This is a genomic window from Georgenia sp. SUBG003 (assembly GCF_000715355.2).
Lineage (GTDB): Bacteria > Actinomycetota > Actinomycetes > Actinomycetales > Actinomycetaceae > Georgenia.
The window spans coordinates 567,813-592,176 of the sequence record NZ_CP180204.1; the positions used below are offsets into that span (position 1 = coordinate 567,813).

The window sequence follows — 24,364 nt, forward strand, 5'->3', positions numbered from 1 at the left end:
CGCGCGTCTGGACGCCCGGAGCAGGAGCCGGCCGTCACCCCGCGGCACCTCGACACGGTCCGGCACGAGCGCGCGGGCGCACCCGGCAGTCCTCAGCGCGCGTCGGTCCCGACCGCCCGGCGGAGGGCGGCGTGCAACCCGGCCGGGGTGAGGGTGCGACGGCGGATCCGACGTCGTCCACGACGGTCACCATGCCCTGCTCGGCGGTGGCCAGGGCGGAGAAGGCGGTGCCGAGCGTGTCGCCGAGGCGGACGGTCGGCGCGGCCGGGGGTGCTGCCCGGGACGGACGCGCCCCCCGACGGCGGGCGGCGTCCGCGCGCGACAGAGCGGACGAGGGCTCCACGTCCGCACGGAGCAGCTCGGTGAGCCCGAGGAGCTTGACCGCACGGGCGTCGCCGATGAAGCCCTCGACGAAGGCGTTGGCGGGGCGGGAGAGCAGCGTCGAGGGCGGGGCGAGCTGCTCGAGGCGGCCGCCCTGGCTCAGGACGGCGACGCGGTCGCCGAGCATGACCGCCTCGTCGATGTCGTGGGTGACGAGCAGGACGGTGGTGCCCAGCTCGTCGTGGATGCGGCGGAGCTCGGACTGCAGCGAGCGCCGCCCCTCCGGATCCACGGCGCCGAACGGCTCGTCCATCAGCATCACCTTCGGGTGGGTGGCGAGCGCCCGCGCGACGCCGACCCGCTGACGCTGCCCGCCGGAGAGCTCGTGCGGGTAGCGGGGGCCGTGGACGGCGGGGTCGAGGCGGACCAGCGTCAGCAGCTCCTCCACCCGCTCCCGGGTGCGTCGCCGGTCCCACCCGAGCAGGCCCGGCACCGTGGCGACGTTCTGGGCGACCGTGCGGTGCGGGAACAGGCCGACGTCCTGGATGACGTAGCCGATGCCGCGCCGCAGCCTCGCCGCGTCCATGCGTGAGACGTCCTCGCCCTCGAGCAGGACACGACCGCTGGTCGGCTCGACCAGGCGGTTGACCATCCGCAGCAGGGTCGACTTGCCGGAGCCCGAGGGCCCGACGAGGGTCAGCAGCTCGTGCGCGGCGACGTCGAGGTCGAGACGGCCGACGGCGACCGTGCCGTCGGCGTAGGTCATCCCCACGCCGTCGAAGCGGATCAGCGCCTCGCTGGGGGGCTCGGTCTGCGGCACCCTCGAACGGTACCGGTCGCCTAGGCCAGCTCGCCCGCCCCGTCCCGGGCCCGGCACTGCGAGGGGGTCATCGACGTGCGGGCGCGGAAGACCCGGTTGAAGTGCGTGACGTTCGCGAACCCGACCGTGGCGCTGATCTCGCTGACCGAGGCCCCGGTCTCCTGGAGCAGCCGTTCGGCGCGGCCGACGCGCAGGCCGTTGACGTAGCCGATGATCGTCGTGCCGGTGTGCTTCTTGAACTCGCGCGAGAGGTAGAACGGGCTGATGAAGAACCTCTCCGACAGGGTCGCAAGGTCGATCGGCTCGGCGTAGTGGTCGTGAAGGTAGTGGACGACGTCGGCGATCCGTCCCTCGCGCGGGGCCATGCGGGCGTCACGCCGCTCGCCCCGCAGGAGCCTGACCAGCAGCTGCGTGACGAGCAGCCGCATCTCCTCCTGGGACCCCCCACCCAGCAGGTCCTGCGCGCAGAGCAGCTCCTCGACCAGCTGCTGCACGCCTCGCCCCGGCCGCACGACCGCGACCTCGGCCCCGACCGCGTCGAGAACGTGGGGGGTACAGCACCGCCTCGGGGGGTGAAGTAGAGGACGACCCGGCGGAACCGGACCCCGGCGTCGGCGTAGGAGAAGTGCTCGACGCCGGGCGGGAGGACGATGAGCTCGGAGGGCGCGAGCCGGTACAGGGCGTGGTCGGCCCACTGGTAGCGGCTGCCGGCCTCCAGGAGGTAGATCTCGAAGTAGTCGTGGCGGTGCGGCCGGACCATGTTCTCGTCGACCCCGCTGATCCGCGCGAGGGCGACGTCGCGGCCGCTCGCCATGAGATCGCCGGCAAAGTCGAGCACGTCGCCTCCTCTCCTGCCCGGCCCGGGCCGCCCACGCTACGCGCCGCGTCGCGGCCCGTCATCGCGTGGACGGCACCGGGCATCGTCAGCCGAGCAGCCCCATCACGCCCGGGATCCCGAGCGAGAGGACGGGGATGTACGTGATGGCGAGGAGCAGGATGATGAGTCCGACGAAGTACGGGATCAGCTTGGGCACCACCTGCTCGATCGTCACCTCGCTCACGCCGGTCGCGACGAACAGCACGGATCCCACCGGCGGGGTCATCGTGCCGATGCACATCGCGAGGATGAGCACCATGCCGAAGTGGACCGGGTGCATGCCCAGCTCGGTGGCGATGGGCAGGAAGATCGGGGTGAAGATCAGGATGGCCGGTGTGATGTCCATGAACGTCCCGACGACCAGCAGGACCACCACCATCAGCAGCAGGATCAGCGCCTTCGAGTCGGCCACCGACAGCAGCGCGTCCGTGATCGCCGCCGGGATCCCGGTGTAGGCCATGATCCAGGACATCCCCGAGGACGCGGCGATGAGGAACATGACGACGCCGGTCGCGACGACCGTGCGGGTCACGACCTCCTTGAAGTCCCGCCACGTCATGCTGCGGTAGACGAGCGACAGGACGAGGCAGTAGAGCACTGCGGCGCCCGCCCCCTCGGTCGCCGTGAAGACGCCGGCGACGATGCCGCCGACGACGACGACGATGAGCAGCAGGCTGGGGATCGCCTGGAGGAACACCTTGAACGCACCGCCCGGGGCCATGGGGCGGGTGGCGGGGTACCGGTTCTTGCGGGTGAAGAGGTACGCCACGACCATGACGACGAGCCCCATGAGGATGCCCGGCACGTACCCGGCCATGAACAGGGCCGAGACGGACACGCCTCCGGCCACGGTGGAGTAGACGATCGCCGCCGTCGTCGGCGGGATGAGCAGACCGGTCGACGCGGAGGCGATGTTCACCGAGGCGCCGAAGGCGGGGTCGTACCCCTCCTCCTTCTGCCGCTGGTGAAGCGTGCCGCCGATCGCCGCGGCCGCTGCGACGGCCGAGCCGGACAGCGCCCCGAACAGCATGTTGCCGACGACGTTCGTGTGCGCCAGCGCACCGGGGATCCTGCCGGCGAGCACGAGCGCGAGATCGATGAGCCGGCGCGCGATGCCGCCGTTGTTCATGATGTTGCCGGCGAAGATGAACAGCGGGACGGCGAGCAGCGAGAAGCTCTCGATCCCCACGTTCATCTGCTGCCCTATGACGTACGTGGCGTCCTCCCACGGCAGGAACACCAGGGCGGTGAGGAACGAGGCGACACCGAGCCCGACCGAGATCGGGACTCCGACGGCCAGCAGGACGAAGAACGCGCCGAACAGAACGGCGACGGCTGTGAGAGCTTCCATCAGTCAGTTCCCTCCGGCTCCACCGTGGGGACCCCGGTGAGGTCCTCCCAGATGTTGAGCGCCTGTGCGGCGGTGATCGCGAGCCCGGCGACGGGCGCGATGGCGTAGACGAGACCGCGCGAGATCCCGAGCAGCGCCGAGTAGTCGTTGCGCGCGCTGACCGCGAGCATCGTGCCGCCCACCACCATGACGAGGACGGCGAAGAGGAGCACCAGCACGTCCGAGCCGATGATCAGGGCCCGCCTCGCGGCCGGCCCGAACTTGTCCCGGACCACGAAGAGCGCCATGTGCTTGCGGTGGAGGAACCCGTATGCCGCGCTGATGAACGAGGTCCAGATGAGCGCGTAGCGCACGAGCTCCTCGGTGAAGGCCGCCGGGCTGCCGAGCGCGTAGCGGGTGAAGACCTGGTAGAGGACCAGGAAGGTCATGAGGACGAGGAGGGTGCCGGCGAACCAGACGAGGATCGCGCCGAGCACTCCTCTCATCCTGTCGACACGGTCTTGGGTGGTCATGTCGTTCCTCACTCCCTGGCCGACTCGATGACCGAGAGGAGCTCCGCGACCTCGGGGTACTCCTCCGCGTACCGGTCGACGACCGGCCGGGTTGCCTCGCGGAACGCGTCGGTGTCGACGTCGGTGACGAACTCGACGCCCATCTCCTCCGCGTCGGCCACCGACTGCTCGATGCTCTCCGCCCACATGGTCTTGTGCTCCTCGGTGGACGCCCGGGCGGCCTCGGAGACGAGCTCCTGGTCCGCCGCGTCGAGCCGCTCCCACGCGTCGCTGCTCATGACGAGCATGTCCGGGATGCGCGTGTGCTCGGTCATGGAGAACGACTTCGCGACCTCGCCGTGGGCGCTCTGGGTGAGCACGGTCTCGTTGCTCTCCGCGCCGTCGATGAGGCCTGTCTGCAGCGAGGTGTAGGTGTCGCCGAACGCCATGACGATCGGTGCCGCTCCGAGCTCGCGGAGGAAGTCGGTCTGGGACCGCATGTCCTGGACGCGGATCTTGAGCCCACGCAGGTCCTCGGGGGTGCGGATCGGCGTGTCTCCGGTGTAGAAGGACCGCGCACCCGAGCTGTAGTAGGTCAGGCCGACGAAGCCGTCCTCGGCGGTCGAGCGGAAGTACTCGGCCATCTCGGGCGAGTCCATGACCTCGTAGTACTCCTCCTCGGACTCGAAGACGTACGGCAGGCCGAAGGCGTGGTAGCCGGGGTCGTAGTTCGCCAGGCCCGGCGCGCTCACGCGGGTCATGTCGACGACCCCCTGGCTGAGCTGGCCCAGGACGTGGGTCTCGGCGCCGAGCTGACCGTTCCCGTACATCCTGACGACGATGCGGCCGTCGCTGGCCTCCTCGACCTCCTCGGCGAAGGCGGTGAGCGCCTGCGAGGTGACGTGGGTGTCGCCGAGGTTGTGGGCCAGGCGCAGCACGAGCGGGTTGTCAGGCGTGGCCTGTGCGCTCGTGACCGGCCCGGAGCCCGGGGCGCAGGCCCCGAGCGATGCCGTCACCACCACGGCGGCGACGGTGCTGAGCAGTCGTTTCCTCATGTTTCTGTCTCCCTCACATGCCGAGCATGTCGACGGGCTCGAACGAGATCGTGACGACGAGGTCGCCGTCGGGGTTGGGGGTCTTGACGAGCACGGACCCGAGCTGCGGGTCGTAGTGCCAGCCGGTGTCCGCGGCGTCGAAGCGCTCGCGGTAGAGGAACTGCGGGATCCGGTCGCCGTCGACGGCGACCCAGTGCGGGGCGCGCCCCGGGTGGACCACGTCCAGGAGGAGCCTCCGGACGGCGCTGTCGTAGTCGCCACGGCGGGCGAGGGCGATGACCACCCGCTCACCCGCGGTCATGGTGATCTCAGTCTCCAGGAACGCCCCGTCCTCGTGGGCGCGGGTGAGCCCGTCGTCCTCGTAGAGCACGAAGTGCCCGTCGCGGTCCGGGGCGCAGAGGAGGTGCAGGTCGGTGACCTCGTCGCGGGTGAGGCTGTCCAGCTGGTTGACCGCGAGCGGGACGATGCCCCCGCCGCGGAGGAACAGCGGGATCGACCCGAGGTCGACCGGTAGGTCGACCGTCTGCCCGCCCTCGTACCGCTGCCGGGTCCACACGTCGTAGAAGACCTCGCCCCCCGGGAGGCGGACCGTACGCGTGGTCGCCCCCGCGGTGAGGACGTTCGCGACGAGCAGCGAGTCTCCGACCATGAACTCCTCCGAGGTCTCGTCACCGGCCGGGTCGTCCTGGAACGCGCTGACGAGCGGCTCCATGATGGGCAGACCGGTGCGGTGCGCGCGCGCCGTGAGGGAGTACAGGTACGGGAAGAGCCGGTAGCGGAGCTTGATCGCGTCCCGGACGTAGCTCGTGTGCTCGCCGTACATCCACGGCTCGGTGACGGTGTTGTCCGAGTTCACCGAGTGGATCGAGAAGCGAGGCTGGAAGATGCCGTTCTGGACCCACCGGACGAGGAGCTCGGGGTCGGGTGCGGGCCCGTGGAAGCCGCCGATGTCGCAGCCCTGGTTGGGGACGCCGGACAGGCTCATGCCGAGGATCGTGGCGACGTTGTGCCGCAGCGACTCCCACGACGTCGAGTTGTCCCCCGCCCACGTCTGCGCGTAGCGCTGGATGCCGGCGTGCCCGGCACGGCAGACGATGTAGGGACGGACGGTCCGGTTCTTCTCGGCGATGGCGTCTCGCGTCACCCGGCACATCAGGTTCGCCATGACTGTGCGGAGCCGGGCGATCGTCGCGCCGGCGCCGGCGCCGTCGAAGTCGCAGCGGGAGTCCTTGTCGATGATCCCGTCGTACTCGCAGTTGTCGTTCCAGACCGACGTCGTGCCCTTGTCCAGGACGGCCTCGGTGAGCCAGCGCTTCCACGCCTCCCGCGCGGCGGGCCTCGTGAAGTCGACGAAGCGGCCGGGACCGCCCCACCACGTGCCCACAGCGGGCCCCTCGCCGGCGCTCGCAGCGGCGTCGGCGCTCCGGGTCACGAAGACGTCGGCGGCGGCGAACTCCTCGAGCCGCGGATGGACGTCGAGAACCGCGGGCTTGACGTTGGGCGCCACCGCGATGCCACGTTCCGTCATCCCGGCGAAGAACCGCTCGGGCTCGGGGAAGCGGCGGTCGTTCCACGTGAAGACGCAGCGCTTCGCGCCCGCCGCGGTCTCCTGCGTGCTGTAGCCAGAGGACAGCTGGAAGCCGTCGACGGGGATGTCCTCGGCCCGTGCGATGTCGATGAAATCGGTGATCGCCCGGTCGCTGTCGGCGTCCAGTTCGGCGTAGTACATCGACGACGCGAGGTAACCGAGCGCGTGCTTGGGGAGCAGCGCCGGCCGGCCCGTCAGCATCGTGTAGCGCCGGACGACGTCCCGGATCGCCGGGCCGGCGATGAGGAACAGGTCGATGTCCCCGCCGTCGGCGCGGTACCGGCTGTGCCGGGCCCAGTAGTTGCTCCGCCCACGGCCGAGGTCGAAGTCGCAGTCGAAGGTGTTGTGGTAGAAGTACCCGACCGCCTTGCGGGTGACCCGGTCGAGCTTGAGGTAGAACGGGATGTGCTTGTACAGCGGGTCGGTCTCTCGGGGGTCGTAGCCGAGGGCGTCCTTCGGGCTCATCGTGATGAGCTTCTGGGCCTTGTTCAGCGACCCGGTGGTCTCCCCGAAGCCGTAGAACGCGTCGTCGGGGGAGATCTCGCTCGTGTGGATCCGGCGCTGGTTGGAGTCCTCCAGGTAGCCGAGGCCGACGATGTCCGCGTGGAGCAGGGTCCCGTCGCCGTCGTAGACGCAGATCCGGAACGGCTCCTTCTCGATCTCGACCCGCAGGTTGCCGCCGCTCACGCAGACGGTGGCGCCCCGGTCCTCCAGGGTGATCCCGGGCGGAGTGACGCGCGTGCGCTCGTCGCCCATGAACTCGTCGAGCCGGTCCGGCCAGGCTGTCGTGACCAGGCTGTACGACTCCTCGGCGAAGTCGCCGTCGAAACCGGCACGGATGCGCAGGACGTCCTCGGTCATGAGGAGCAGCCGCACCTCGACACCGTCCGTCCGGACGCGGACCCAGCCGTCGACCTGCTCGACATCCTCAACTCGCGTGGTCACACGCACGGGCGCACTCCTCCATCGGCATTCACTCTGGGGCCGGTCATCGTTGACGACGTCCCCGTCGCCCGTGATCGGCTCGAAAGAGCGTAGGGACCGTGGAGAGGCCCCCACTTGACGGAAATTGCCGTCTGGGCGCCCGTGCTTGACGGATCTTGCTCTGCTGGTAAGCGTCGCCTTCGCGTCCTGAGGCACCGCCGCCGGCCACCCGCCGGCCGCGGCCCGTCCGGGGCCGCGCGCGCGGGGTGTAGTCCGATCTTGCTGGCTCGCCCTCGCCGGTGCCGTCGGGTACCGTCTTGGACGCGCCGCACCCCTCCCGAGGTCCGCCCGGGACGGACGGGCGGCGTCACCCCCTCACTGCCTGTGGTCCCGGCGCGGCCTGCGCCCCGTCCGACCGACGATGTACCGTCAGCCGCGAAGCCCGCCGCCCGCGAGGCTCTTCAGCACCATCAGTAAGGAAGGTCCGCGTGACCAGCAGCCGCAAGCTCGTGATCGTCGAGTCGCCCGCCAAGGCCCGCACCATCGGCGGTTACCTGGGCCCCGACTTCGAGGTCGAGGCCAGCGTGGGGCACATCCGCGACCTCCCGCAGCCCTCCGAGCTGCCGCCGGAGATGAAGAAGGGGCCGTACGGGAAGTTCGCCGTCGACGTCGAGGGCGACTTCGACCCCTACTACGTCGTCGACTCGGACAAGAAGAAGAAGGTCTCAGAACTCAAGCGGGCGCTGAAGGACTCCGACGAGCTCTACCTCGCCACGGACGAGGACCGCGAGGGTGAGGCCATCGCGTGGCACCTCCTGGACGTCCTCAAGCCCAAGGTCCCCGTCAAGCGGATGGTCTTCCACGAGATCACGCGGGAGGCCATCAACCGGGCGCTGGAGAACACGCGGGAGCTCGACACCCGGCTCGTCGACGCGCAGGAGACCCGCCGCATCCTCGACCGGCTCGTCGGGTACGAGGTCTCCCCGCTGCTGTGGCGCAAGATCAAGCCCGGCATCTCCGCCGGGCGCGTGCAGTCCGTGGCCACGCGCATGGTGGTCGAGCGCGAGCGCGAGCGCATGGCGTTCCGCGCCGCGTCCTACTGGGACGTCAAGGGCACGTTCACCGGCGGCGACGCGGACGCGGGCGACGGCCGCCGCAGCTTCGAGGCCCGCCTGGTCTCCCTCGACGGCCGCCGCGTGGCCACCGGCCGCGACTTCGGCGACGACGGCCAGCTCAGGGCGGCCGCCGTCAAGGCCGGGACCGTGCACCTCGAGCAGGCGCTCGCGACCGACGTCGCCGCCGCGCTGGAGACGGTCCGGGCGCGGGTCGTCTCGATGGAGACGAAGCCCTACACGCGCCGCCCGGCCGCCCCGTTCACCACCTCCACCCTCCAGCAGGAGGCCTCCCGCAAGCTGCGCATGAGCGCCCGGGAGACCATGCGCACCGCGCAGGGGCTGTACGAGAACGGCTTCATCACCTACATGCGTACCGACTCCTCGGCGCTGTCGGGCCAGGCGATCTCCGCCGCCCGCCGCCAGGCCGCGGAGCTCTACGGCGCCGAGTACGTGCCCGAGAAGCCGCGCGTCTACGGCACCAAGGCCAAGGGGGCGCAGGAGGCCCACGAGGCGATCCGGCCCGCCGGCGACTCGTTCCGCACCCCCGCCCAGGTGGCGGGCCAGCTCAGCGGGGCCCAGTTCAAGCTCTACGAGCTGATCTGGAAGCGCACCGTCGCCTCCCAGATGGCCGACGCCCGCGGCTCGACCGCCACCGTGCGCCTCGGTGCCGACCCCCAGCTCTCCGACGGGCGCACCGTGCCCGCCGAGCTGACCGCCTCCGGCACGGTCATCACCTTCCGCGGCTTCCTCGCCGCCTACGAGGAGGGCCGCGACGCCGACCGGTACGAGAAGGACGAGAAGGACGCGCGGCTGCCCGTGGTGGCCGAGGGGGACGTCGTCGACACCGAGCAGGTGGTGGCCGAGGGCCACGAGACCACCCCGCCGCCCCGCTACACCGAGGCGAGCCTGGTCAAGGCGCTCGAGGAGCGCGGCATCGGCCGGCCCTCCACCTACGCCGCGACCATCTCCACCATCACCGACCGCGGCTACGTCGACCGCCGCGGCCAGGCCCTCGTGCCCACGTGGCTGGCGTTCTCCGTGGTGCGCCTGCTCGAGGACAACCTCCCGCGCCTCGTCGACTACGACTTCACCGCCGAGATGGAGTCCGACCTCGACCGCATCGCGTCCGGGTCCGAGGACCGGGTCGGCTGGCTCGCCAGGTTCTACCGCGGCGACACCGCCGCCGAACGCCCGGGCCTGAAGAACCTCGTGGAGGGCCTGGGCGACATCGACGCCCGCGCGGTCAACAGCATCGACGTCGGCGACGGCATCACGCTGCGCGTGGGGCGTTACGGGCCGTACCTGGAGACCGCCGGCGCCGACGGCGAGGAGGGCCGGCGCGCCTCCGTCCCCGACGACGTCGCCCCCGACGAGCTGACCGTCGCGAAGGCCCGCGAGCTGCTCGAGCGCCAGGCCGACGACGGCCGCGAGCTCGGCGTGGACCCGGCCACCGGGCACACGATCATCGCGAAGAACGGCCGCTTCGGCCCCTACGTCACCGAGGTCCTGCCCGAGGACGACGCCGCCGCCGAGGCTGCGCCGTCCGGGAAGAAGCCGGCCCGGAAGAAGGTGAAGGCGAAGCCGCGGACCGCGTCGCTGCTGAAGTCCATGCAGCTCGAGACGGTCGGCCTCGAGGAGGCGCTGAAGCTGCTGTCGCTGCCGCGCGTGGTCGGCGCCGACGCCGAGGGCGTGGAGATCACCGCGCAGAACGGCCGCTACGGGCCGTACCTGAAGAAGGGCACGGACTCGCGCTCCCTCGAGAGCGAGGACCAGATCTTCGACATCACGCTCGAGGAGGCGCTGGCGATCTACGCTCAGCCCAAGACCCGGCGCGGCGCCACCGCGAAGCCGCCGCTGCGCGAGCTCGGCACCGACCCGGTCAGCGAGAAGCCGGTGGTCGTCAAGGACGGGCGGTTCGGCCCGTACGTCACCGACGGCACCACGAACGCCACCCTGCGCAAGGACGACGCCGTCGAGTCGATCAGCCCCGAGCGCGCCTACGAGCTCCTCGCCGAGAAGCGGGCCAAGGGCCCCGCCAAGAAGCCGGCCCGCAAGCCGGCGGCGCGGAAGGCGACGACGACGAAGAAGACGACCACTCGCAGGACCACGGCGAAGGGCTGACCTGGCATGCCTCCCTCGGCCCTCGGCCGGACCTTCCTCGTGGTCGCGGTGGTCTCCGGACTCGTGATCGGCGCGGCCGCGCTCCTGTGGGTGCTCGAGGTGATCCCGCTGGCGGTGTTCCTCGGCGTCGTCGTCGTGATGTTCGTGGTCGAGTCTCTCGTGGTCCTCTCCGCCGTCCGGAAGGCGGGTCGGGCGGCGTCCGGGCGCCCCGTGTCCGCCCCGCCCGGGCCCGCCGGTGCAGAGGTCCACGGCGCCTCCACCGTGCACGAGCCGGGCGTCGACGGGGTCGGGTACGACCCGATGGAGAGGTTCAGGCGGCGCCCGGACTGAGCCCGGCCGTAGATTGCTCCCATGACGACCACGGCGACGACGCCGCCCCAGCTGCCCGGACCGCCCGACCCGCGCGAGGCGCCCCCGCTGCGCTGGGGGATCCTCGGTGCCGGCGGCATCGCCGGCCGCTTCGCCCGTGAGGTGCCGGCACGGTCGTCGCAGCGGGTGGTCGCCGTCGGCTCGCGCGACGCGCTCAAGGCCGCCACGTTCGCCGCCGAGCACGGCGTCGACCGGGCCTACGGCAGCTATGCGGGCCTGCTGGCGGATCCGGACGTGGACGTCGTCTACGTCGCCACCCCGCACAGCCACCACCACGCGCACGCCCTGCTGGCCCTCAACTCCGGCAAGCACGTCCTCGTGGAGAAGGCGTTCACCCGCAACGCCGCGGAGGCCCGCCAGGTCTTCGACGCGGCGCGCGAGCTCGGCCTGTTCGCGATGGAGGCGATGTGGACCCGGTTCCTGCCGCACATGGTCGCCCTGCGCCACGTCGTGGCGTCCGGGGCGCTCGGGGAGGTGCTGGCCGTCCACGCCGACCACGGGCAGCGCCTCGACCTCGTCGAGCGCCTCTACGCCCCCGAGCTCGCGGGCGGGGCGCTGCTGGACCTCGGCGTCTACCCGGTCTCCTTCGTCCACAGCATCCTCGGGGCGCCGTCGGGGGTGCACGCGGCCGGCGCCCTCACCGACCTCGGCGTGGACATCCACGAGGCGATCACCCTCACCTACGGCGACCGCGCCCGCACCGTCGCGGTGTGCACCGCGAACATGTGGGCGCGCACCGCCACGACGGCGTCCGTCGTCGGGACAGAGGCCAGGATCGACGTCGCGGCGCCGTTCTACGGGACCACCCGGTTCACGGTCACGCCCTTCGAAGGACCGGCCTGGAGCTGGCCGGCGGAGGGCGCCGACCTCGGCGGCTTCCAGCACCAGGCGGCCGAGGTCGCGCGGTGCGTGGCCGCGGGGCTGCAGGAGTCCACCGTTCTGCCCTGGCGCGCCACCGTCGAGGTGATGGAGACGATGGACGAGGTGCGGCGCCAGCTCGGGGTGGTCTACCCCGGCGAGCTCGTGGGCGTCGACCCCGCGGTGGACGCGGTCCCCGAGCCGGACGCCACGCCCCGCTGAGCGGCGGAACGCAGGAACGACCGCACCGCGCGGTTGAAGGCCAGCGGCGCGTCGAGCGGGCTGAGGTGCCCCGCCCCGGGCAGGACGGTGAGCGTGGAGCCCGCGATGCCGGCGTGCAGCTGGTCGGCGACGGGGCGGGGTGCGCGCTCGTCCCGCTGCCCGTGGAGGACGAGAGTCGGCACGGCCACGCGGGGCAGGACCTCGCGCAGGTCGGTCGCGGAGGCACGTGCCATCGCCCGGAAACCGTCCGGGTGGTGGGCGGCGACCGTGCGGGCGAACGCCTTGACCAGCGTGCGGGGCGCGTCCGGCGCGAACATCGTCGGCACCAGCACCGCGGCCAGCTCCTCGCCGGCGAGGTCCGCGAGGGCGAGGGAGTCCTCCAGCCGCTGCCGGGCCACCTCGGCCGGGAAGGAGCCCACCCAGCCCGCGTACGCGCCCGCCAGGACGAGCGTCGCCGGCGTCGTGGGGTGCCGCCCGTACAGGGCCAGGGCGAGGGTCCCGCCGAACGAGAGGCCGGCGACGTGCGGGTGGTGCACGCCGAGCCGGTCGAGGAAGCCGGCCAGGGTGTCGGCGTACCCCGCCATCCCGAACCCCTCCGGCGGGTCGTCCGACCTACCGCGCCCGGGGCGTCCCACGCGATCACGGTGAACTCGTCCGCCAGCGCCTCGAGCTGGCGGTGCCACGTGCTGCGCGCGTCACCCACGAACCCGTGGAGCAGCACGAGCGGCGGCCCCTCGCCGGCGCGCTCGTAGGCGATCGAGAGCCCCTCGACGTCCACCCTGCCCATCGTCCGCCCCTTCACGTCCGGGTTCTCACTCTGGCACGTGCGCCCGCGGCTGGCGGGCGGAACCGGGGGAGCGGCCGGGCGCGCGCGCCCGCGGCTGGCGAGCAGGTCGAGATCGTCGTGGTCGGGCCGCGCGGGACGCCGGAGCGGCGCCGGGTGCGGCCGCTGAGCGTGGACGGGGGCCGCGTGCGGGTCGCCGATGTCGCCCGCGAGACCGAGCTGACGCTGGCGATCCACCGCATCTCCGCCGTCGCCGCGGTCTCCGCCGGCTGACCGCCTCGAGCAAGCCGTCTGTGGTGCCTCCGGTGACGCCTCCTGGAAGGATGACGTCATGGCCGAGCGCAACGTCCTGGGCGGCGAGCTGGGTGAGTGCGGCGTCGACCCGGTGACCGGGTACTACCGCACCGGCCGGTGCACCGCCGACGAGACGGACGTCGGCAACCACAGCATCTGCGCCGTGATGACGAAGGAGTTCCTCGAGCAGCAGCGCCGGGTCGGCAACGACCTGGTGACACCGCGGCCGGAGTGGCAGTTCCCGGGGCTCAGGCCCGGGGACCGCTGGTGCGTGGTGGCGGCACGCTGGCTGCAGGCCCACGCCGCCGGCGTCCCGGCGCCCGTGGTGCTCGCGTGCACCCACGAGCGCGCGCTCGAGGTGGTGCCGCTCGAGCTGCTGCGCAAGTACGCGGTCGACGTCCCCGACGACGTCGGCTCGCTGCAGTGACCCCCGCCCGCGGCGCACCGCCCGCCGGGTGCCCGTTCTGCACCATCGTCAGCGGCGAGAACCCCGCGCAGGTGGTGCTCGAGACCGAGCACGCCGTCGCCTTCCTCGACGTCCGGCCCGTCTTCAAGGGACACACGCTGCTGGTCCCGCGCCGCCACGTCGTCACGCTGCCCGACCTGCCCGCGGACCTGCTGGCGCCCTACCTCACCGCCACCCAGCGGCTGGCCGCCGCGATGGTGGAGGGCCTGGGGGGCGCAGGGGTCGTTCGTCGCGGTCAACAACGTGGTGAGCCAGTCCGTGGCGCACCTGCACACCCACGTCGTCCCGCGCACCAAGGGCGACGGGCTGCGCGGGTTCTTCTGGCCGCGGACCAGGTACGCGGACGACGGCGAGGCGAGGGACTACGCCGCCCGGCTGCGGCAGGCTCTCGACGGGGCCTGACGGCCGGCCCCCACCCCGGGCGCCGGCAGTGCGCGTGGCGTCGCAGCCGGGGCCGCGCCGCCGTTGTCAGCCGATGGCGGCGAGGAGCTCGTCGCAGGCCTTCTCGCAGGCGCGGCAAGCCTCGGCGCAGAACCGGCAGTGCTCGTGGTGCTCGGCGTGGGCCTCGCACTCGTCCCCGCACGACCGGCACGCCTGCACGCAGGCCTGGAGCAGCGAGCGCGTGATGTTGGCGTCGTAGCCGGTGTGCCGGGACAGCACCCGGGCGGTCGTGTCGCAGATGTCGGCACAGTCCAGGTTCGTCCGGATGCACTTGCGCAGCTCGGCGACCATGTCCTCGCTGAGGCAGGCGTCCGCGCAGGCGGTACAGGTCTGGGAGCACGTGACGAGCGCCTCCACGGTCCTGGCCAGGAGGTCGCGGTCGAGGTTGATCTCGGCCGGGTACGTCTGCATCATCTCGGCGGCCTTCATCGCTCTTCCTTCCTTCCGGTGCGGGCGGGCGCTCTCCGGTCGGCGACCGCCCGGCTCTTCGACGCTAGGGCGGTGTCTGCGCGCCCGCACTCCGGGCTCGCGTGCCCGGCGATGAAGATTCGATGAAGGTTTCGTCCGTCTACGGCCGGCCGACGTGCCGGCCGGAGGTGGTGACGGCGCGGGCTGCTGCGCCCGTTCGGCAGGATGTGCGGCATGAGTTCGACCGACCGTGGTACCCGGGTGCTCGTCGTCGAGGACGAGGCGCCGCTCGCAAGACTCGTCGTGAGCTACCTGGAACGGGAGACCTTCGAGGTGCGGAGCACGGGGGACGGCGCCGACGCCGTCGCGCTCACCCGGCGCTGGAACCCGGACGTCGTGGTGCTCGACCTCGGCCTCCCCGGGATGGACGGGGTTGAGGTGTGCCGTCAGGTCCGCACGTTCTCGGACTGCTACCTCATCATGCTCACCGCCCGGGCCGAGGAGGTCGACAAGCTGGTCGGCCTGTCGGTGGGCGCCGACGACTACCTGACCAAGCCCTTCAGCCCGCGCGAGCTGGTGGCGCGGGTCCGCGTGCTGCTGCGTCGCCCCCGCCGTCCCTCCGGGAACGGCGAGCCGGACGCGCCGTTGACGTTCGGCGCCCTCGAGATCGACGTCGCCGGCCGGGAGGTGCGGCTGACGGGCGAGCCGGTGGAGCTCACCCGCACGGAGTTCGACGTGCTGACGGCTCTGGCTGCCCGCCCGCGGATGGTCTTCTCCCGGGAACAGCTCATCGAGGCCGTGTGGGGTCCGGGCTGGGTCGGGGACGAGCACCTGGTCGACGTCCACATCGGCCACGTACGCCGCAAGCTCGGGGACGACCCGAGCGACCCGGTGTTCATCCGCACGGTGCGCGGGGTCGGCTACCGCATGGGGTCGGGACGGTGACGGTGGGAGGACGGTGGAGCCTGGCGGCACGGTTGCTGGCCGCGATCGTCGTCGTCGTCCTGGCCGGGTCTGCGACGGCGTGGGCGGTCGCCTCGGCGATCGGCCCGGCCGTCTTCCACGTCCACATCGAACGGTCGGGCACCTCCGACCCGGCGGTGGTGCGCCACTCCGAGGAGGCGTTCGCCACCGCCTCGGCCTACTCGCTCGCTCTCGCCCTGGCCGCGGCGCTCACCACGTCGGTGGTGGTCAGCGTGTTCCTCACGAGGCGGATCGCGCACTCGCTGGACCGGGTGCGCCAGGCCGCGGCCCAGGTCGCGGACGGCGACTACACCGTCCGCGTACCCGACGTCGGCATGGGGGCAGAGTTCGACGACCTGGCACGCTCGTTCAACACCATGGCCGCCGATCTGGGCCGGATCGAGCAGACCCGCACCCGTCTGCTCGGCGACCTCGCCCACGAGATGCGGACCCCGGTGGCGACGCTGGACGGTTACCTCGAGGGCATCCAGGACGGCGTCGTCCCCGCCGACGAGGAGACCCTCGGGATGCTGCGCGACCAGGTCTCCCGTCTGGCGCGGCTGGCCCAGGACATCTCCCTGGTCACCACTGCGGAGGAGGGCAGGCTGACGATGGACCGGCGGCCCGTGCGGGTCGGCACGCTCGTCGACGCGGCGGTGGCGCAGGCCGCTGCGCGGTACGCCGCCCGGACGATCAGCCTGGGCGTCGCCGCGCCGCAGGACGCCGGCGCCACAGTGGTCTCGGCTGACGTGGACCGGATGGGTCAGGTGCTGACGAACCTGCTCGACAACGCCCTGCGGTACACCCCTCGGGGCGGGCACGTGGTCGTACGCGTCGCGGAGGAGGGCGGGGCGGTGCGTATCCAGGTGGCCGACGACGGCGAGGGCATCGCCGCCGAGCACCTGCCGCACGTCTTCGAACGGTTCTACCGCGCCGACACCGCCCGCGACCGCGCCCACGGCGGCTCGGGGATCGGTCTGGCGGTCACCCGGTCGATCGTGCGGGCCCACGGCGGTGAGGTCACCGCCGCCAGCCCCGGAAAGGGTCAGGGAGCAACCTTCACCGTCGAGCTTCCTGCCGCCGACGCCGCCTAGTCCGAGCCTCCGGTCGGTGCCGCTGAGGACGCGCCGGGAAGATCGCCGCCAGCAGCCACACGGCCAGGCCCCCGTAGAGAACGCACACCAGGAGAGGCACGACCCAGAGCTGAACAGGCATGTCAACCTCCTCCGCGGACAGCGACAAGTCTGCGCCTGACGACGGGGGCTGCCCGTGCAGCCGCGACGAAGATCCCGGATGAGTTCGATGAAGGTTTGATGAAGACCCGCCCCCGGGGTGGACCCGCCACCAGGTCCCTTGGTCCACTCCCAGGGCAGACATGTCATCGACCGTTGGAGCAGTTCCCGTGAAGATCGCTTCCCGCGTTGCCGCCGGTACCGGCGCGCTCGTCCTTTCCCTGGCCCTGGCCGCGTGCGGCGGCCCGGAGGAGGCCGCCGACACCGGAGCGACGGGCGCGGCCACCCAGGAGCCGGCTGCGACGGCCACCACGGGCGCGCCCGGCGACGCGGCCGTCGACGAGGCCCACAACGACGCCGACACGATGTTCGCGCAGATGATGATCGTCCATCACGAGGGCGCCATCGAGATGTCGGACCTGGCTGTGGAGAAGGCCGACTCCGAGAAGGTGCGAGCCCTGGCCGAGGGCATCTCCGCCGCGCAGGGCCCGGAGATCGAGACGATGACCTCCTGGCTGGAGGCCTGGGGCGAGGAGACCACGCCCATGGACCACGGTGGCATGGACCACGGCGGCATGGACATGGAGGGGATGAGCCAGGAGGAGGCGATGGCCGAGCTCGAGGGACTGTCCGGCCCCAACTTCGACCGCCGGTTCCTCGAGCTGATGACCGCCCACCACGAGGGAGCGGTCACCATGGCGGAGGACCAGCTCGCCGACGGCGAGAACCCCCAGGCGCTCGAGCTCGCGCAGAAGATCATCGACGACCAGCAGGCGGAGATCGCCGAGATGGAGCAGCTGCTCCAGGGCCTGTGACGCCCGCGGGACGGACGATCCGCAGCACCCGGGTCCGCCGCTCCTGCCCCGACTGCCGGCGGCGCACTCCAACCCTCCTGGGCGTGCGCCGCCGGCCCCCCGCTCCGGTCGAGGGCCTCGGGCCGCCCGGGACCAGCAGGGGCGGCCCCGGGCAGACCGTCTCCAGGTCCCGCCGCAGGGCCGTCACAGCCGGGAGGTGACTTCCTGCAGGAGCTTGGCCGGATCCAGCCACATCGACGGGTACTCGCCCTGCCACCGCTGGACCCCGTCGGCGTCGACGAGGACGAAGCCGTGCCCGGGCAGCCCGGCGTGCATCCCGGTCCCGAGCACCCCGTAGGCCTCGGACACCGTGCCGTCGTCGAGCAGGTAGGGGGTGGTGACCCCGTAGCGGACCAGGTCGGGCCGGATCTGCGCGGCGGTGTTCATCACGACCGGCAGGACCGTGATGCCGGCCTCGGCGAAACCGGGCTCCTTCTCGATCTCGGCCATCTGCACCGTGCACGAGGCGCAGCCGGCGCCCTCGTTGAAGTAGATCACCACAGGGCCGCCGCGCAGGTCGGACAGGGTCACCTCCTCCCCGGCCGTGGTGGCCAGGGTGAAGTCCGGCGCGAGGCGGTCCTGCTCGCCCGCCTCCGGCCGGGCCGAGAGGAGTCCGGCGGTGACGACGACGATCGCGAGGAACAGGCCGACCAGCCAGGCGATCCGGGTCCTGCGGGCCCTCGCGGCGGCGGCTCTACGCTCCTCGGCGGCCCGGGACAGGACGGCCTCTCGCTGCCGGCGTGCCCTGGCGGTGGTGGTGCTCATCGGTGAAGCCCTTCTGGTGCGTGGGTGTCGTGGCAGGACGGTTCGGCGCCGCCGGCGCCGTCCTCCTGGGTGGTCCGGGTGACCGGGGTGCGCCGGTCGCGCAGCGCGGCGACGACGAAGATCGCGGCCAGGCCGAGGAGCCCGGCACCGAGAACCGGTTCGGGCACCGGCGCGAGCCAGTTCTGCACGCCCGCGAAGACCTCCGCCAGCCACGTGCCGACGGCCTCCTGCGCGGCCGTGCCACCGGTCATGTCCGGGCTGCCCGACAGGGCCATGACGAAGATCCCCATGACGGTGAACGCGACCGCGACGGCGAGATTGACGGAGTTCGTCACAAGCGTCCGCCCGGCCAGCCGGAGGGTGAGCGGCCGGGCCCTCAGCCGCCGGCGCCGGTCGAGCCGGAACGTGTCCCACAGCAGGCCCATGACGAACAGCGGGAACACCATCCCGAACACGTACGCCAGCCCCAGCACGGCACCGCCCGCCACGGACCCGGAAAGGGCGGACAGCGTCATGACCCCGGCCAGCACCGGGGCGCAGCAGCTGGAGGCGACGCCGGAGAACACCCCCAGGGCGAAGAAGCTGGCGGTATCGCCGCGGGCGGTGTCCGGCGCACGCACGAAGCTGGGGAGCGACCACATGCGGCCTGACAGCGAGAGCGCCGCCAGGACGAGCATGAGCAGGCCCCCGGCGACGTACAGCGGAGCGTGGTACCTCGCGATCGCCCCGGCCACCAGGCTCACCCCGACGGTGATCGGCACCAGCACCAGGGCCAGGCCGGCGGTGAAGACGCACGTCAACGGCAGCAGCCGCCACCGCCGGTTCTTCACCGCACCGGCCAGGTAGCTCGGGGCCAGGAAGACGATGCAGCAAGGGGCGAAGAGGGCCACCCCGCCGGCGAAGAACGCCGCCAGGACGGACCCGCCTGCCAGGAGCTCGCCGCCCATCACCGGCCCCCGACGACGGCAGCTGCCCGCCGGGCGGCGACGAGTTTCTCCAGCTTGCGCCTCGGCAGCCGCCCGGAGCTGAAGAACGCCCCGTCCACCAGCACCAGCGGGCTCAGCGCCGGTCGGTGCTCCGTCACCAGCCGCGCCCCCTCCACGGAGTCGATCGGCACCAGCCGGACCTGCAGGCCAAGAGGATCTGCCCGCTCGGCGAGCACCCGCTCTGCGTCGTCGCAGAAGTGGCACGCCGGTGCGGTCACCACCACGACCGGGATCCGTTCCCTGTCGACGTCCACGTCGACTCCTTCCACCGAGGTTGCGGCGTTCACCAGCGAAGCGTGGCCGACCGGTCCCGTCCGTTCTGCGACGGACCCGTGAAGAAACGACGAAGGCTCCGGCGTGCGGGCCGGACGGGCGCAGGAAGGAGCATGCGACCGACGCCGGGGACGTGGGCGGCCGCAGAGCCGGGGCGTCCTGGCATCCGGTGGACCCGCCCGCTCGGCGGCGACGAGGGGTCCGGGCACCCCTGCCCCCGCGGCTCCGGGCACCCTCTGTCCCCGCGGCGGGGAGTAGGATTCGTCCTCGACGACCGGTGAGCGAGGGAGCAGCCATGGCGTCGTCATCCGGCACAGATGCGCAACGCCGGTCGTTGCGGTGGAGCGCGGCACTGCTCATCGGTGGGTTCGTGCTCAACGCCGCCGTGACGATGCTGTTCCACCCCTCGGGAGACGAGGACAACCACGAGGTGATCTTCACGAGGTACGCGCACAGCGCGTCCTGGGAGTGGGTGCACCTCGCCCAGTTCGTCGGTGTGCTCCTGGCACTCGCCGGTCTGCTGCTTCTCTACCCGGTTCTGCGTCCGCGGTCCCACAACCTGGCCTTGTGCGCAGCCGGCCTCACGATCGCCACCGCCGCCGGATGGTCCGTCCTGCAGGCTGTCGACGGAATCGCTCTGAAGCAGGCCGTCGACGCATGGACCGACGCCACGGGGGCCGAGCGGGCCATCCGCCTGGCCGACGCCGAGACGGTCCGCTGGACGGAGTGGGGCGTCCAGAGCTACGTCCGAGTGGCCTTCGGTCTCGCCCTACTGGTCTACGGGGCGGCGATCCTCGTCGCGCGGGCCTTCTCCGGCTGGACAGGCTGGGTGGCCGTGCTCGCCGGTGCACTCTCGACGGCCTGGGGCGTCGACGTCGGCTACAGCGGCCTCGAGAGTTCGTTCCAGCAGATCGCATCGCCGGTGTTCAACGCCACGGTCGCGGCCTTCGCCGTCGGTGTCGCGGTCGCCTCACGAGGCGTGGGAGACCGGACCCGGGTGGCTCGCTAGGGGACCATGACGGTCCGGCCGGACATCCGCGCCGGCCCGCGCGCCAGGAGGAGCCGGACGCGATGGTGCGCCGAGCCCGGGAACGTCGGGGCCGGACCCTCGACCCTGGACCGTCTGCTCACCCGGCGTAGCGCTCCTGGAACCGCACGATCCGCGCGACGGCCTCCGCCACCGCCGCCCGCCCGGCCGCGAGCGAGAGCCGCACGAACGTCGTGCCCTTGACGGCGTCGAAGTCGGCGCCGGGGACGACGGCGACGCCCTCCTCCTCGAGCAGCGCGGCGCACCAGGCGGCGGAGTCCGGGAAGGGGCCGAGCTTCGGGGCGACGTCGGCGTAGAGATAGAAGGCGCCGTCGGCCGGGGCGACCGTGCCCCACCCCAGCCGGCCGAGCCGGCCCAGCAGCAGCGCGCGGGTGGCGGCGAAGTCCGCGACCCGCGCCTCCGCCTCGGCGTAGGCCTCCGCGGTGAAGGCGTCCACGGCGGCGTGCTGGGCCGGGGTGGGCGGGCACAGGGCCACGTTGCCCGCGAGGGCGTCGACGGCCCGGCGCAGGTCGGCCGGGACGAGCGCCCAGCCGAGCCGCCACCCCGTCATGCCCCAGTACTTGGAGAAGGAGGAGACGACGACGGCGGAGCGGTCGTTCTCCCACGCGCAGACGCCCTTGGCACCGGGCGCCGCCGGGTCCTGCGGGTAGGTGATGCCGTGGTAGATCTCGTCGCTGACCAGGCGTACGCCGTTCGCCGCGCACCAGGCGGTGAGCGCGGCGAGCTCGTCGCGCGAGACCATCGTGCCGGTCGGGTTGGCCGGCGAGGCGAGCACGAGCCCGGCGATCGGGCCGGAGGCGGCGACGACGGCGTCGAGGGTCGCCGGGGTGGGCTGGAAGCGCTCGGCGGGGCCGCAGTCCACCTCGACCACCTCGCAGCCGAGGGAGGCGAGGATGTTGCGGTACGCCGGGTAGCCCGGGCGCGCGAGGGCGACGCGGTCGCCGACGTCGAACGCGGCGAGGAAGCTGAGCACGAAGGCGCCGGAGGAGCCGGTGGTCACCGCGACCTCGGACGGGTCGACGGTGAGTCCGTACCAGCGGTCGTAGTGCGCCGCGATCGCCTCGCGCAGCGGGCGCACGCCGAGCGCCGAGGTGTAGCCGAGCTCGGCCCGCTCGGCGTGGATGCGGGCGGCGCGGGCGTGCACGGCGGCGGGGCGCCCCGCCGGAGGGCTCTCCCGCGCAGAGCGAGACGACGTCCCGCCCGGCGGCACGCAGCTCCGCCACCCGGTCGAGGATCCGCATCACCTCGAAGGCGGGGACGGCGGCGCGGGCGGCGACCTTCAGCGTCATGGCTCAGCTCCTCTGCTCGGATCCGGACCAGGCTTCCACATCCCTGCGACCACCCGGGGCCGGCGTCCGGGTCGTCCGTCCCGCCACGCCCGGGGGCACCCGGCGGTAGCCGCCGGTCGCTACGACCCCTTCCGCGCGTCCTCGGCGACGAAGATCGCCAGCAGCTCACCGACCTCGTGGGAGGCGGTGGCGGGGTGCCGGAAGGGCCGGTGGGAGTCGACCGTGTAGTTCGTGCGCCGGCCCACGCGGCGGCGCTGGACGTAGCCCGCCTCCTCCAGGTCGTGGAGGATGGCGAGCGTCGCCCGTGCGGAGATGCCGACCCGGGCTGCGATGTCGCTCACCCGGGCGTCGGCCGCGCCGGCCACGGCCAGCAGGACGTGCCCGTGGTTGGTGAGGAACGTCCACGCGGGGCGGTGGTGGTGGCCGTCGGCCGGCGCCTCGGGCGGCTCCGGCGAGGACCGGGGCCCGGTCACCCGCCGGCTCCTTCGCCGCGTCGGCCGGCGCCTCGCTCGACCCTCGGGGACTCCTTCGTCCGAGCCTCCGGCCCCGGCGCTACCGGAACCCGTCGGTCCGGCACCTCCGGCACCTGGATCTGGGGCCGACGGGCGCGGGCCGCGCCGTCCGCGGCGACGTCGCCCCCGCACCGGCTCCAGGGCGTCGTTCTCCTCCGGGCTCGCCACCCTGAACGGCGGGGTCGCCGGGGCGGGCAGGGCGTGGGCTTCCTGGCCGCGGGTGGCCCGCAGGCTGAGCACGATCGAGACCGTGATGATCGTCGCGACCACGGCGAGGGAGATCGTGGTCGGGACGTAGTACAGGTCGATCTTGACCAGCATCTTCAGCCCCACCCAGATCAGCACCAGGGCCAGCCCGATCTTGAGGTAGACGAATCGGTGGATGAGGTCGGCGAGCAGGAAGTACATCGCCCGCAGGCCCAGGATGGCGAAGGCGTTGGCCGTGAAGACGAGGAACACTTCCTCCGTGACCGCGAAGATCGCGGGGATCGAGTCGACGGCGAAGACGACGTCGGTCACCTCCACGAGCACGAGGACGGCCAGGAGCGGTGTGGCCAGGAGCACCCCGCCACTGCGCACCAGCAGCTTCTGGCCGTGGAAGGCGTCGGTCATGGGGACCAAGCGGCGGAAGGTGCGCAGCACGGTCGACCTTCCCGGGTCCAGGTGCTCGTTGCGCTGCCGGATCATCCGGTACCCGGTGAGCAGCAGGAAGGCGGCGAAGAGGTAGAGCACCCAGGAGAAGTTCTGGATCAGCACCGCGCCGGCGGCGATGAGGACGCCCCGGAACACCAGCGCCCCCAGCACGCCGAGGAAGAGCACCCGGTGCTGGAACTCGCGGGGCACCGCGAAGTGGCTGAAGATGATCGCCCAGACGAAGACGTTGTCCACGGCCAGCGACTTCTCGATCAGGTACCCGGCGAAGTACTGCTGCCCGGGCTCGGCGCCCCACAGCCACCACACCAGCGCGCCGAAGCCGACGCCCAGCGCCACCCACACCGCCGACCACGCCGCGGCCTCACGCACGCCGATCACGTGCGCGTGGCGGTGGGCGACCAGGTCGACGACGAGCATCGCAACGACGAGGCCGAGCACCGCGGCCCACATCCAGAACGGCACATCCATGGCAAAGTCCTCCGATCCGATCGACCGGAGGTCTCTCCCGGCCCCGTGGGGCCCGCCCGCCGGGCCCCACGGGGCCGTACTGACGACGGGACGCTGGCGGGATACTCCCCTCCACCTGCTCAACCAGTGAAGCAGAGTTCACGTATCGTGCGCAAGGGGCGAGTCCGGCGTCGCGACTCTCCCCGGGTCACCGGTCCCAGCACGGCGTGCCCGGCGTCGCCGGGCGCACGGGGCGAGCGACCGGACGGACGGACGGACGGACGGACGGACGACGCTCGGCGGGCGGGCCGGTGCGCTCCTGGATACGCTCGCGAGATCCGCACACCCGCGTTGGAGGTCCCGTGTTCCTCACCAAGGCGATGCGCTCGCTCGAGAAGGCCAAGGCCCTGGATCCGGCGGTCGAGGCGGTGGCCGGTGCCGTGAACGCCGTCCTTCCGCCGGGCGAGGTGAAGGACGCCCTGCACGGCAAGCCGCTCGGCCACGCCCTTCACCCCATGCTGGTGACGCTGCCCATCGGGCTGAACGTCGGCGTCTCGATCCTCGACCTCGTCGGCGGCCGCACGGCCCGGCCCGCCGCGCAGCGCCTGCTGGGCGCGGCGCTGCTCAGCATCGCCCCCGACGGCGGCCGCCGGCCTGGCGGACTGGTCCGAGCTAGGGACGGCGAAGCGGCCCAAGAGGGTCGGGCTGGTCCACGCCGGGTCCAACGTCGTCGCGTCGGGGCTCTTCACCGCCAGCTGGTTCGCGCGCCGGGCCGGCAGGCACACGGCCGGGCAGGCGCTGTCGATGCTCGGGATGACCGGCCTCGCCGTCGGCGG

At 72.5% G+C, this 24,364-nt stretch carries 21 protein-coding genes and 5 pseudogenes; 12 read left to right on the plus strand and 14 right to left on the minus strand.

Features of this window, described 5'->3' with window-relative positions; all coding sequences use genetic code 11:
• Positions 1-34 precede the first annotated feature (34 nt).
• The 7 genes and pseudogenes from DA06_RS02620 to DA06_RS02650 form a co-directional block, all read right to left on the minus strand.
• Positions 35-1,141: an ABC transporter ATP-binding protein gene (locus tag DA06_RS02620; protein ID WP_418606815.1), complete on the minus strand. Its 1,107-nt coding sequence runs from the start codon at positions 1,139-1,141 to the stop codon at positions 35-37.
• A 20-nt stretch (positions 1,142-1,161) separates the two neighbouring features.
• Complete coding sequence (locus DA06_RS02625; RefSeq protein WP_418606816.1) at positions 1,162-1,653, minus strand: helix-turn-helix domain-containing protein; 492 nt, start codon at positions 1,651-1,653, stop codon at positions 1,162-1,164.
• Positions 1,654-1,721: 68 nt separating this feature from the next.
• Positions 1,722-1,955 (minus strand): annotated as a pseudogene (locus DA06_RS02630) (AraC family ligand binding domain-containing protein); the annotation flags it as partial.
• A gap of 109 nt (positions 1,956-2,064) precedes the next feature.
• A complete protein-coding gene (locus DA06_RS02635; RefSeq protein ID WP_043497067.1) occupies positions 2,065-3,369 on the minus strand; it encodes a TRAP transporter large permease in 1,305 nt (434 codons plus the stop codon).
• Positions 3,369-3,881, minus strand: coding sequence for a TRAP transporter small permease (locus DA06_RS02640; RefSeq protein WP_043497075.1), 513 nt, complete (start codon positions 3,879-3,881; stop codon positions 3,369-3,371). The genes DA06_RS02635 and DA06_RS02640 overlap by 1 nt, the downstream gene beginning before the upstream one ends.
• 8 nt (positions 3,882-3,889) lie before the next feature.
• Positions 3,890-4,915, minus strand: coding sequence for a TRAP transporter substrate-binding protein (locus tag DA06_RS02645; RefSeq protein ID WP_043497068.1), 1,026 nt, complete (start codon positions 4,913-4,915; stop codon positions 3,890-3,892).
• 13 nt (positions 4,916-4,928) lie between these two features.
• Positions 4,929-7,454, minus strand: coding sequence for a TIM-barrel domain-containing protein (locus DA06_RS02650; RefSeq protein ID WP_043497069.1), 2,526 nt, complete (start codon positions 7,452-7,454; stop codon positions 4,929-4,931).
• 461 nt (positions 7,455-7,915) lie between these two features.
• Between DA06_RS02650 and topA the strand changes: the two genes are divergently transcribed.
• The 3 genes from topA to DA06_RS02665 are packed head-to-tail and all read left to right on the plus strand — an operon-like array spanning position 7,916 to position 12,112.
• Positions 7,916-10,663 (plus strand): type I DNA topoisomerase, encoded by a 2,748-nt coding sequence (topA, locus tag DA06_RS02655; RefSeq protein WP_043497076.1) that lies wholly within the window; start codon positions 7,916-7,918, stop codon positions 10,661-10,663.
• 6 nt (positions 10,664-10,669) lie between these two features.
• On the plus strand, positions 10,670-10,993 hold the full coding sequence (locus DA06_RS02660) for a hypothetical protein (protein ID WP_043497077.1): 324 nt from the start codon (positions 10,670-10,672) through the stop codon (positions 10,991-10,993).
• Between the two features lie 21 nt (positions 10,994-11,014).
• Positions 11,015-12,112 (plus strand): Gfo/Idh/MocA family protein, encoded by a 1,098-nt coding sequence (locus DA06_RS02665; protein WP_052436286.1) that lies wholly within the window; start codon positions 11,015-11,017, stop codon positions 12,110-12,112.
• Here the strand turns inward: DA06_RS02665 and DA06_RS02670 are convergent.
• On the minus strand, positions 12,040-12,795 hold the full coding sequence (locus DA06_RS02670) for an alpha/beta fold hydrolase (protein ID WP_418606818.1): 756 nt from the start codon (positions 12,793-12,795) through the stop codon (positions 12,040-12,042). The two genes, DA06_RS02665 and DA06_RS02670, sit on opposite strands and share 73 nt — an antisense overlap.
• A gap of 26 nt (positions 12,796-12,821) precedes the next feature.
• Here DA06_RS02670 and DA06_RS02675 point away from each other — a divergent pair, with 26 nt between their 5' ends.
• The 4 genes and pseudogenes from DA06_RS02675 (at position 12,822) to DA06_RS02690 (ending at position 14,058) form a co-directional block, all read left to right on the plus strand.
• Positions 12,822-13,169 carry a hypothetical protein gene (locus tag DA06_RS02675; RefSeq protein ID WP_418606819.1) on the plus strand — a complete coding sequence of 116 codons (348 nt, stop codon included), beginning with the start codon at positions 12,822-12,824 and terminating at the stop codon, positions 13,167-13,169.
• A 58-nt stretch (positions 13,170-13,227) separates the two neighbouring features.
• On the plus strand, positions 13,228-13,617 hold the full coding sequence (locus DA06_RS02680; protein ID WP_043497085.1) for a DUF2237 family protein: 390 nt from the start codon (positions 13,228-13,230) through the stop codon (positions 13,615-13,617).
• Positions 13,618-13,691: 74 nt separating this feature from the next.
• Positions 13,692-13,799 (plus strand): annotated as a pseudogene (locus DA06_RS02685) (HIT family protein); the annotation flags it as partial.
• A gap of 103 nt (positions 13,800-13,902) precedes the next feature.
• Complete coding sequence (locus DA06_RS02690) at positions 13,903-14,058, plus strand: HIT family protein (protein ID WP_418608484.1); 156 nt, start codon at positions 13,903-13,905, stop codon at positions 14,056-14,058.
• A 66-nt stretch (positions 14,059-14,124) separates the two neighbouring features.
• Here DA06_RS02690 and DA06_RS02695 read toward each other — a convergent pair whose 3' ends face one another.
• On the minus strand, positions 14,125-14,526 hold the full coding sequence (locus DA06_RS02695) for a four-helix bundle copper-binding protein (RefSeq protein WP_043497087.1): 402 nt from the start codon (positions 14,524-14,526) through the stop codon (positions 14,125-14,127).
• 213 nt (positions 14,527-14,739) lie between these two features.
• On the opposite strand from DA06_RS02695, the gene DA06_RS02700 reads away from it, so the two are divergent.
• From DA06_RS02700 to DA06_RS02710, 3 genes are all read left to right on the plus strand, one after another.
• Positions 14,740-15,450: a response regulator transcription factor gene (locus DA06_RS02700; RefSeq protein WP_043497088.1), complete on the plus strand. Its 711-nt coding sequence runs from the start codon at positions 14,740-14,742 to the stop codon at positions 15,448-15,450.
• Positions 15,447-16,562: a sensor histidine kinase gene (locus DA06_RS02705; RefSeq protein WP_043497090.1), complete on the plus strand. Its 1,116-nt coding sequence runs from the start codon at positions 15,447-15,449 to the stop codon at positions 16,560-16,562. The genes DA06_RS02700 and DA06_RS02705 overlap by 4 nt, the downstream gene beginning before the upstream one ends.
• A gap of 308 nt (positions 16,563-16,870) precedes the next feature.
• Positions 16,871-17,515: a DUF305 domain-containing protein gene (locus DA06_RS02710; protein ID WP_418606822.1), complete on the plus strand. Its 645-nt coding sequence runs from the start codon at positions 16,871-16,873 to the stop codon at positions 17,513-17,515.
• Positions 17,516-17,698: 183 nt separating this feature from the next.
• Here DA06_RS02710 and DA06_RS02715 read toward each other — a convergent pair whose 3' ends face one another.
• The 3 genes from DA06_RS02715 to DA06_RS02725 are packed head-to-tail and all read right to left on the minus strand — an operon-like array spanning position 17,699 to position 19,559.
• Positions 17,699-18,319 (minus strand): peroxiredoxin family protein, encoded by a 621-nt coding sequence (locus tag DA06_RS02715; RefSeq protein WP_043497092.1) that lies wholly within the window; start codon positions 18,317-18,319, stop codon positions 17,699-17,701.
• Positions 18,316-19,266 carry a cytochrome c biogenesis CcdA family protein gene (locus tag DA06_RS02720; protein ID WP_052436290.1) on the minus strand — a complete coding sequence of 317 codons (951 nt, stop codon included), beginning with the start codon at positions 19,264-19,266 and terminating at the stop codon, positions 18,316-18,318. The genes DA06_RS02715 and DA06_RS02720 overlap by 4 nt, the downstream gene beginning before the upstream one ends.
• Positions 19,266-19,559: a glutaredoxin gene (locus DA06_RS02725; protein WP_043497094.1), complete on the minus strand. Its 294-nt coding sequence runs from the start codon at positions 19,557-19,559 to the stop codon at positions 19,266-19,268. The genes DA06_RS02720 and DA06_RS02725 overlap by 1 nt, the downstream gene beginning before the upstream one ends.
• Positions 19,560-19,873: 314 nt before the next feature.
• On the opposite strand from DA06_RS02725, the gene DA06_RS02730 reads away from it, so the two are divergent.
• Positions 19,874-20,587 carry a DUF4386 family protein gene (locus DA06_RS02730; protein ID WP_418606823.1) on the plus strand — a complete coding sequence of 238 codons (714 nt, stop codon included), beginning with the start codon at positions 19,874-19,876 and terminating at the stop codon, positions 20,585-20,587.
• 118 nt (positions 20,588-20,705) lie between these two features.
• Here DA06_RS02730 and DA06_RS02735 read toward each other — a convergent pair.
• A pseudogene (locus tag DA06_RS02735) lies at positions 20,706-21,915 on the minus strand (aminotransferase class I/II-fold pyridoxal phosphate-dependent enzyme).
• Between the two features lie 617 nt (positions 21,916-22,532).
• Positions 22,533-23,549, minus strand: a pseudogene (locus DA06_RS02740) (TerC family protein); the annotation flags it as partial.
• 633 nt (positions 23,550-24,182) lie between these two features.
• On the opposite strand from DA06_RS02740, the pseudogene DA06_RS02745 reads away from it, so the two are divergent.
• A pseudogene (locus DA06_RS02745) lies at positions 24,183-24,350 on the plus strand ((2Fe-2S)-binding protein); the annotation flags it as partial.
• Positions 24,351-24,364 lie beyond the last annotated feature (14 nt).

What these genes read in the sequence shown, in the direction of transcription:
- DA06_RS02695 (WP_043497087.1), bottom strand. Translation starts at nt 14,526, where the DNA reads ATGAAGGCCGCCGAGATGATGCAGACGTACCCGGCCGAGATCAACCTC.
- DA06_RS02645 (WP_043497068.1), bottom strand. Translation starts at nt 4,915, where the DNA reads ATGAGGAAACGACTGCTCAGCACCGTCGCCGCCGTGGTGGTGACGGCA.
- DA06_RS02730 (WP_418606823.1), top strand. Translation starts at nt 19,874, where the DNA reads ATGGCGTCGTCATCCGGCACAGATGCGCAACGCCGGTCGTTGCGGTGG.
- DA06_RS02660 (WP_043497077.1), top strand. Translation starts at nt 10,670, where the DNA reads ATGCCTCCCTCGGCCCTCGGCCGGACCTTCCTCGTGGTCGCGGTGGTC.
- DA06_RS02635 (WP_043497067.1), bottom strand. Translation starts at nt 3,369, where the DNA reads ATGGAAGCTCTCACAGCCGTCGCCGTTCTGTTCGGCGCGTTCTTCGTC.
- DA06_RS02700 (WP_043497088.1), top strand. Translation starts at nt 14,740, where the DNA reads ATGAGTTCGACCGACCGTGGTACCCGGGTGCTCGTCGTCGAGGACGAG.
- DA06_RS02640 (WP_043497075.1), bottom strand. Translation starts at nt 3,881, where the DNA reads ATGACCACCCAAGACCGTGTCGACAGGATGAGAGGAGTGCTCGGCGCG.
- DA06_RS02665 (WP_052436286.1), top strand. Translation starts at nt 11,015, where the DNA reads ATGACGACCACGGCGACGACGCCGCCCCAGCTGCCCGGACCGCCCGAC.
- DA06_RS02680 (WP_043497085.1), top strand. Translation starts at nt 13,228, where the DNA reads ATGGCCGAGCGCAACGTCCTGGGCGGCGAGCTGGGTGAGTGCGGCGTC.
- DA06_RS02720 (WP_052436290.1), bottom strand. Translation starts at nt 19,266, where the DNA reads ATGGGCGGCGAGCTCCTGGCAGGCGGGTCCGTCCTGGCGGCGTTCTTC.
- DA06_RS02715 (WP_043497092.1), bottom strand. Translation starts at nt 18,319, where the DNA reads ATGAGCACCACCACCGCCAGGGCACGCCGGCAGCGAGAGGCCGTCCTG.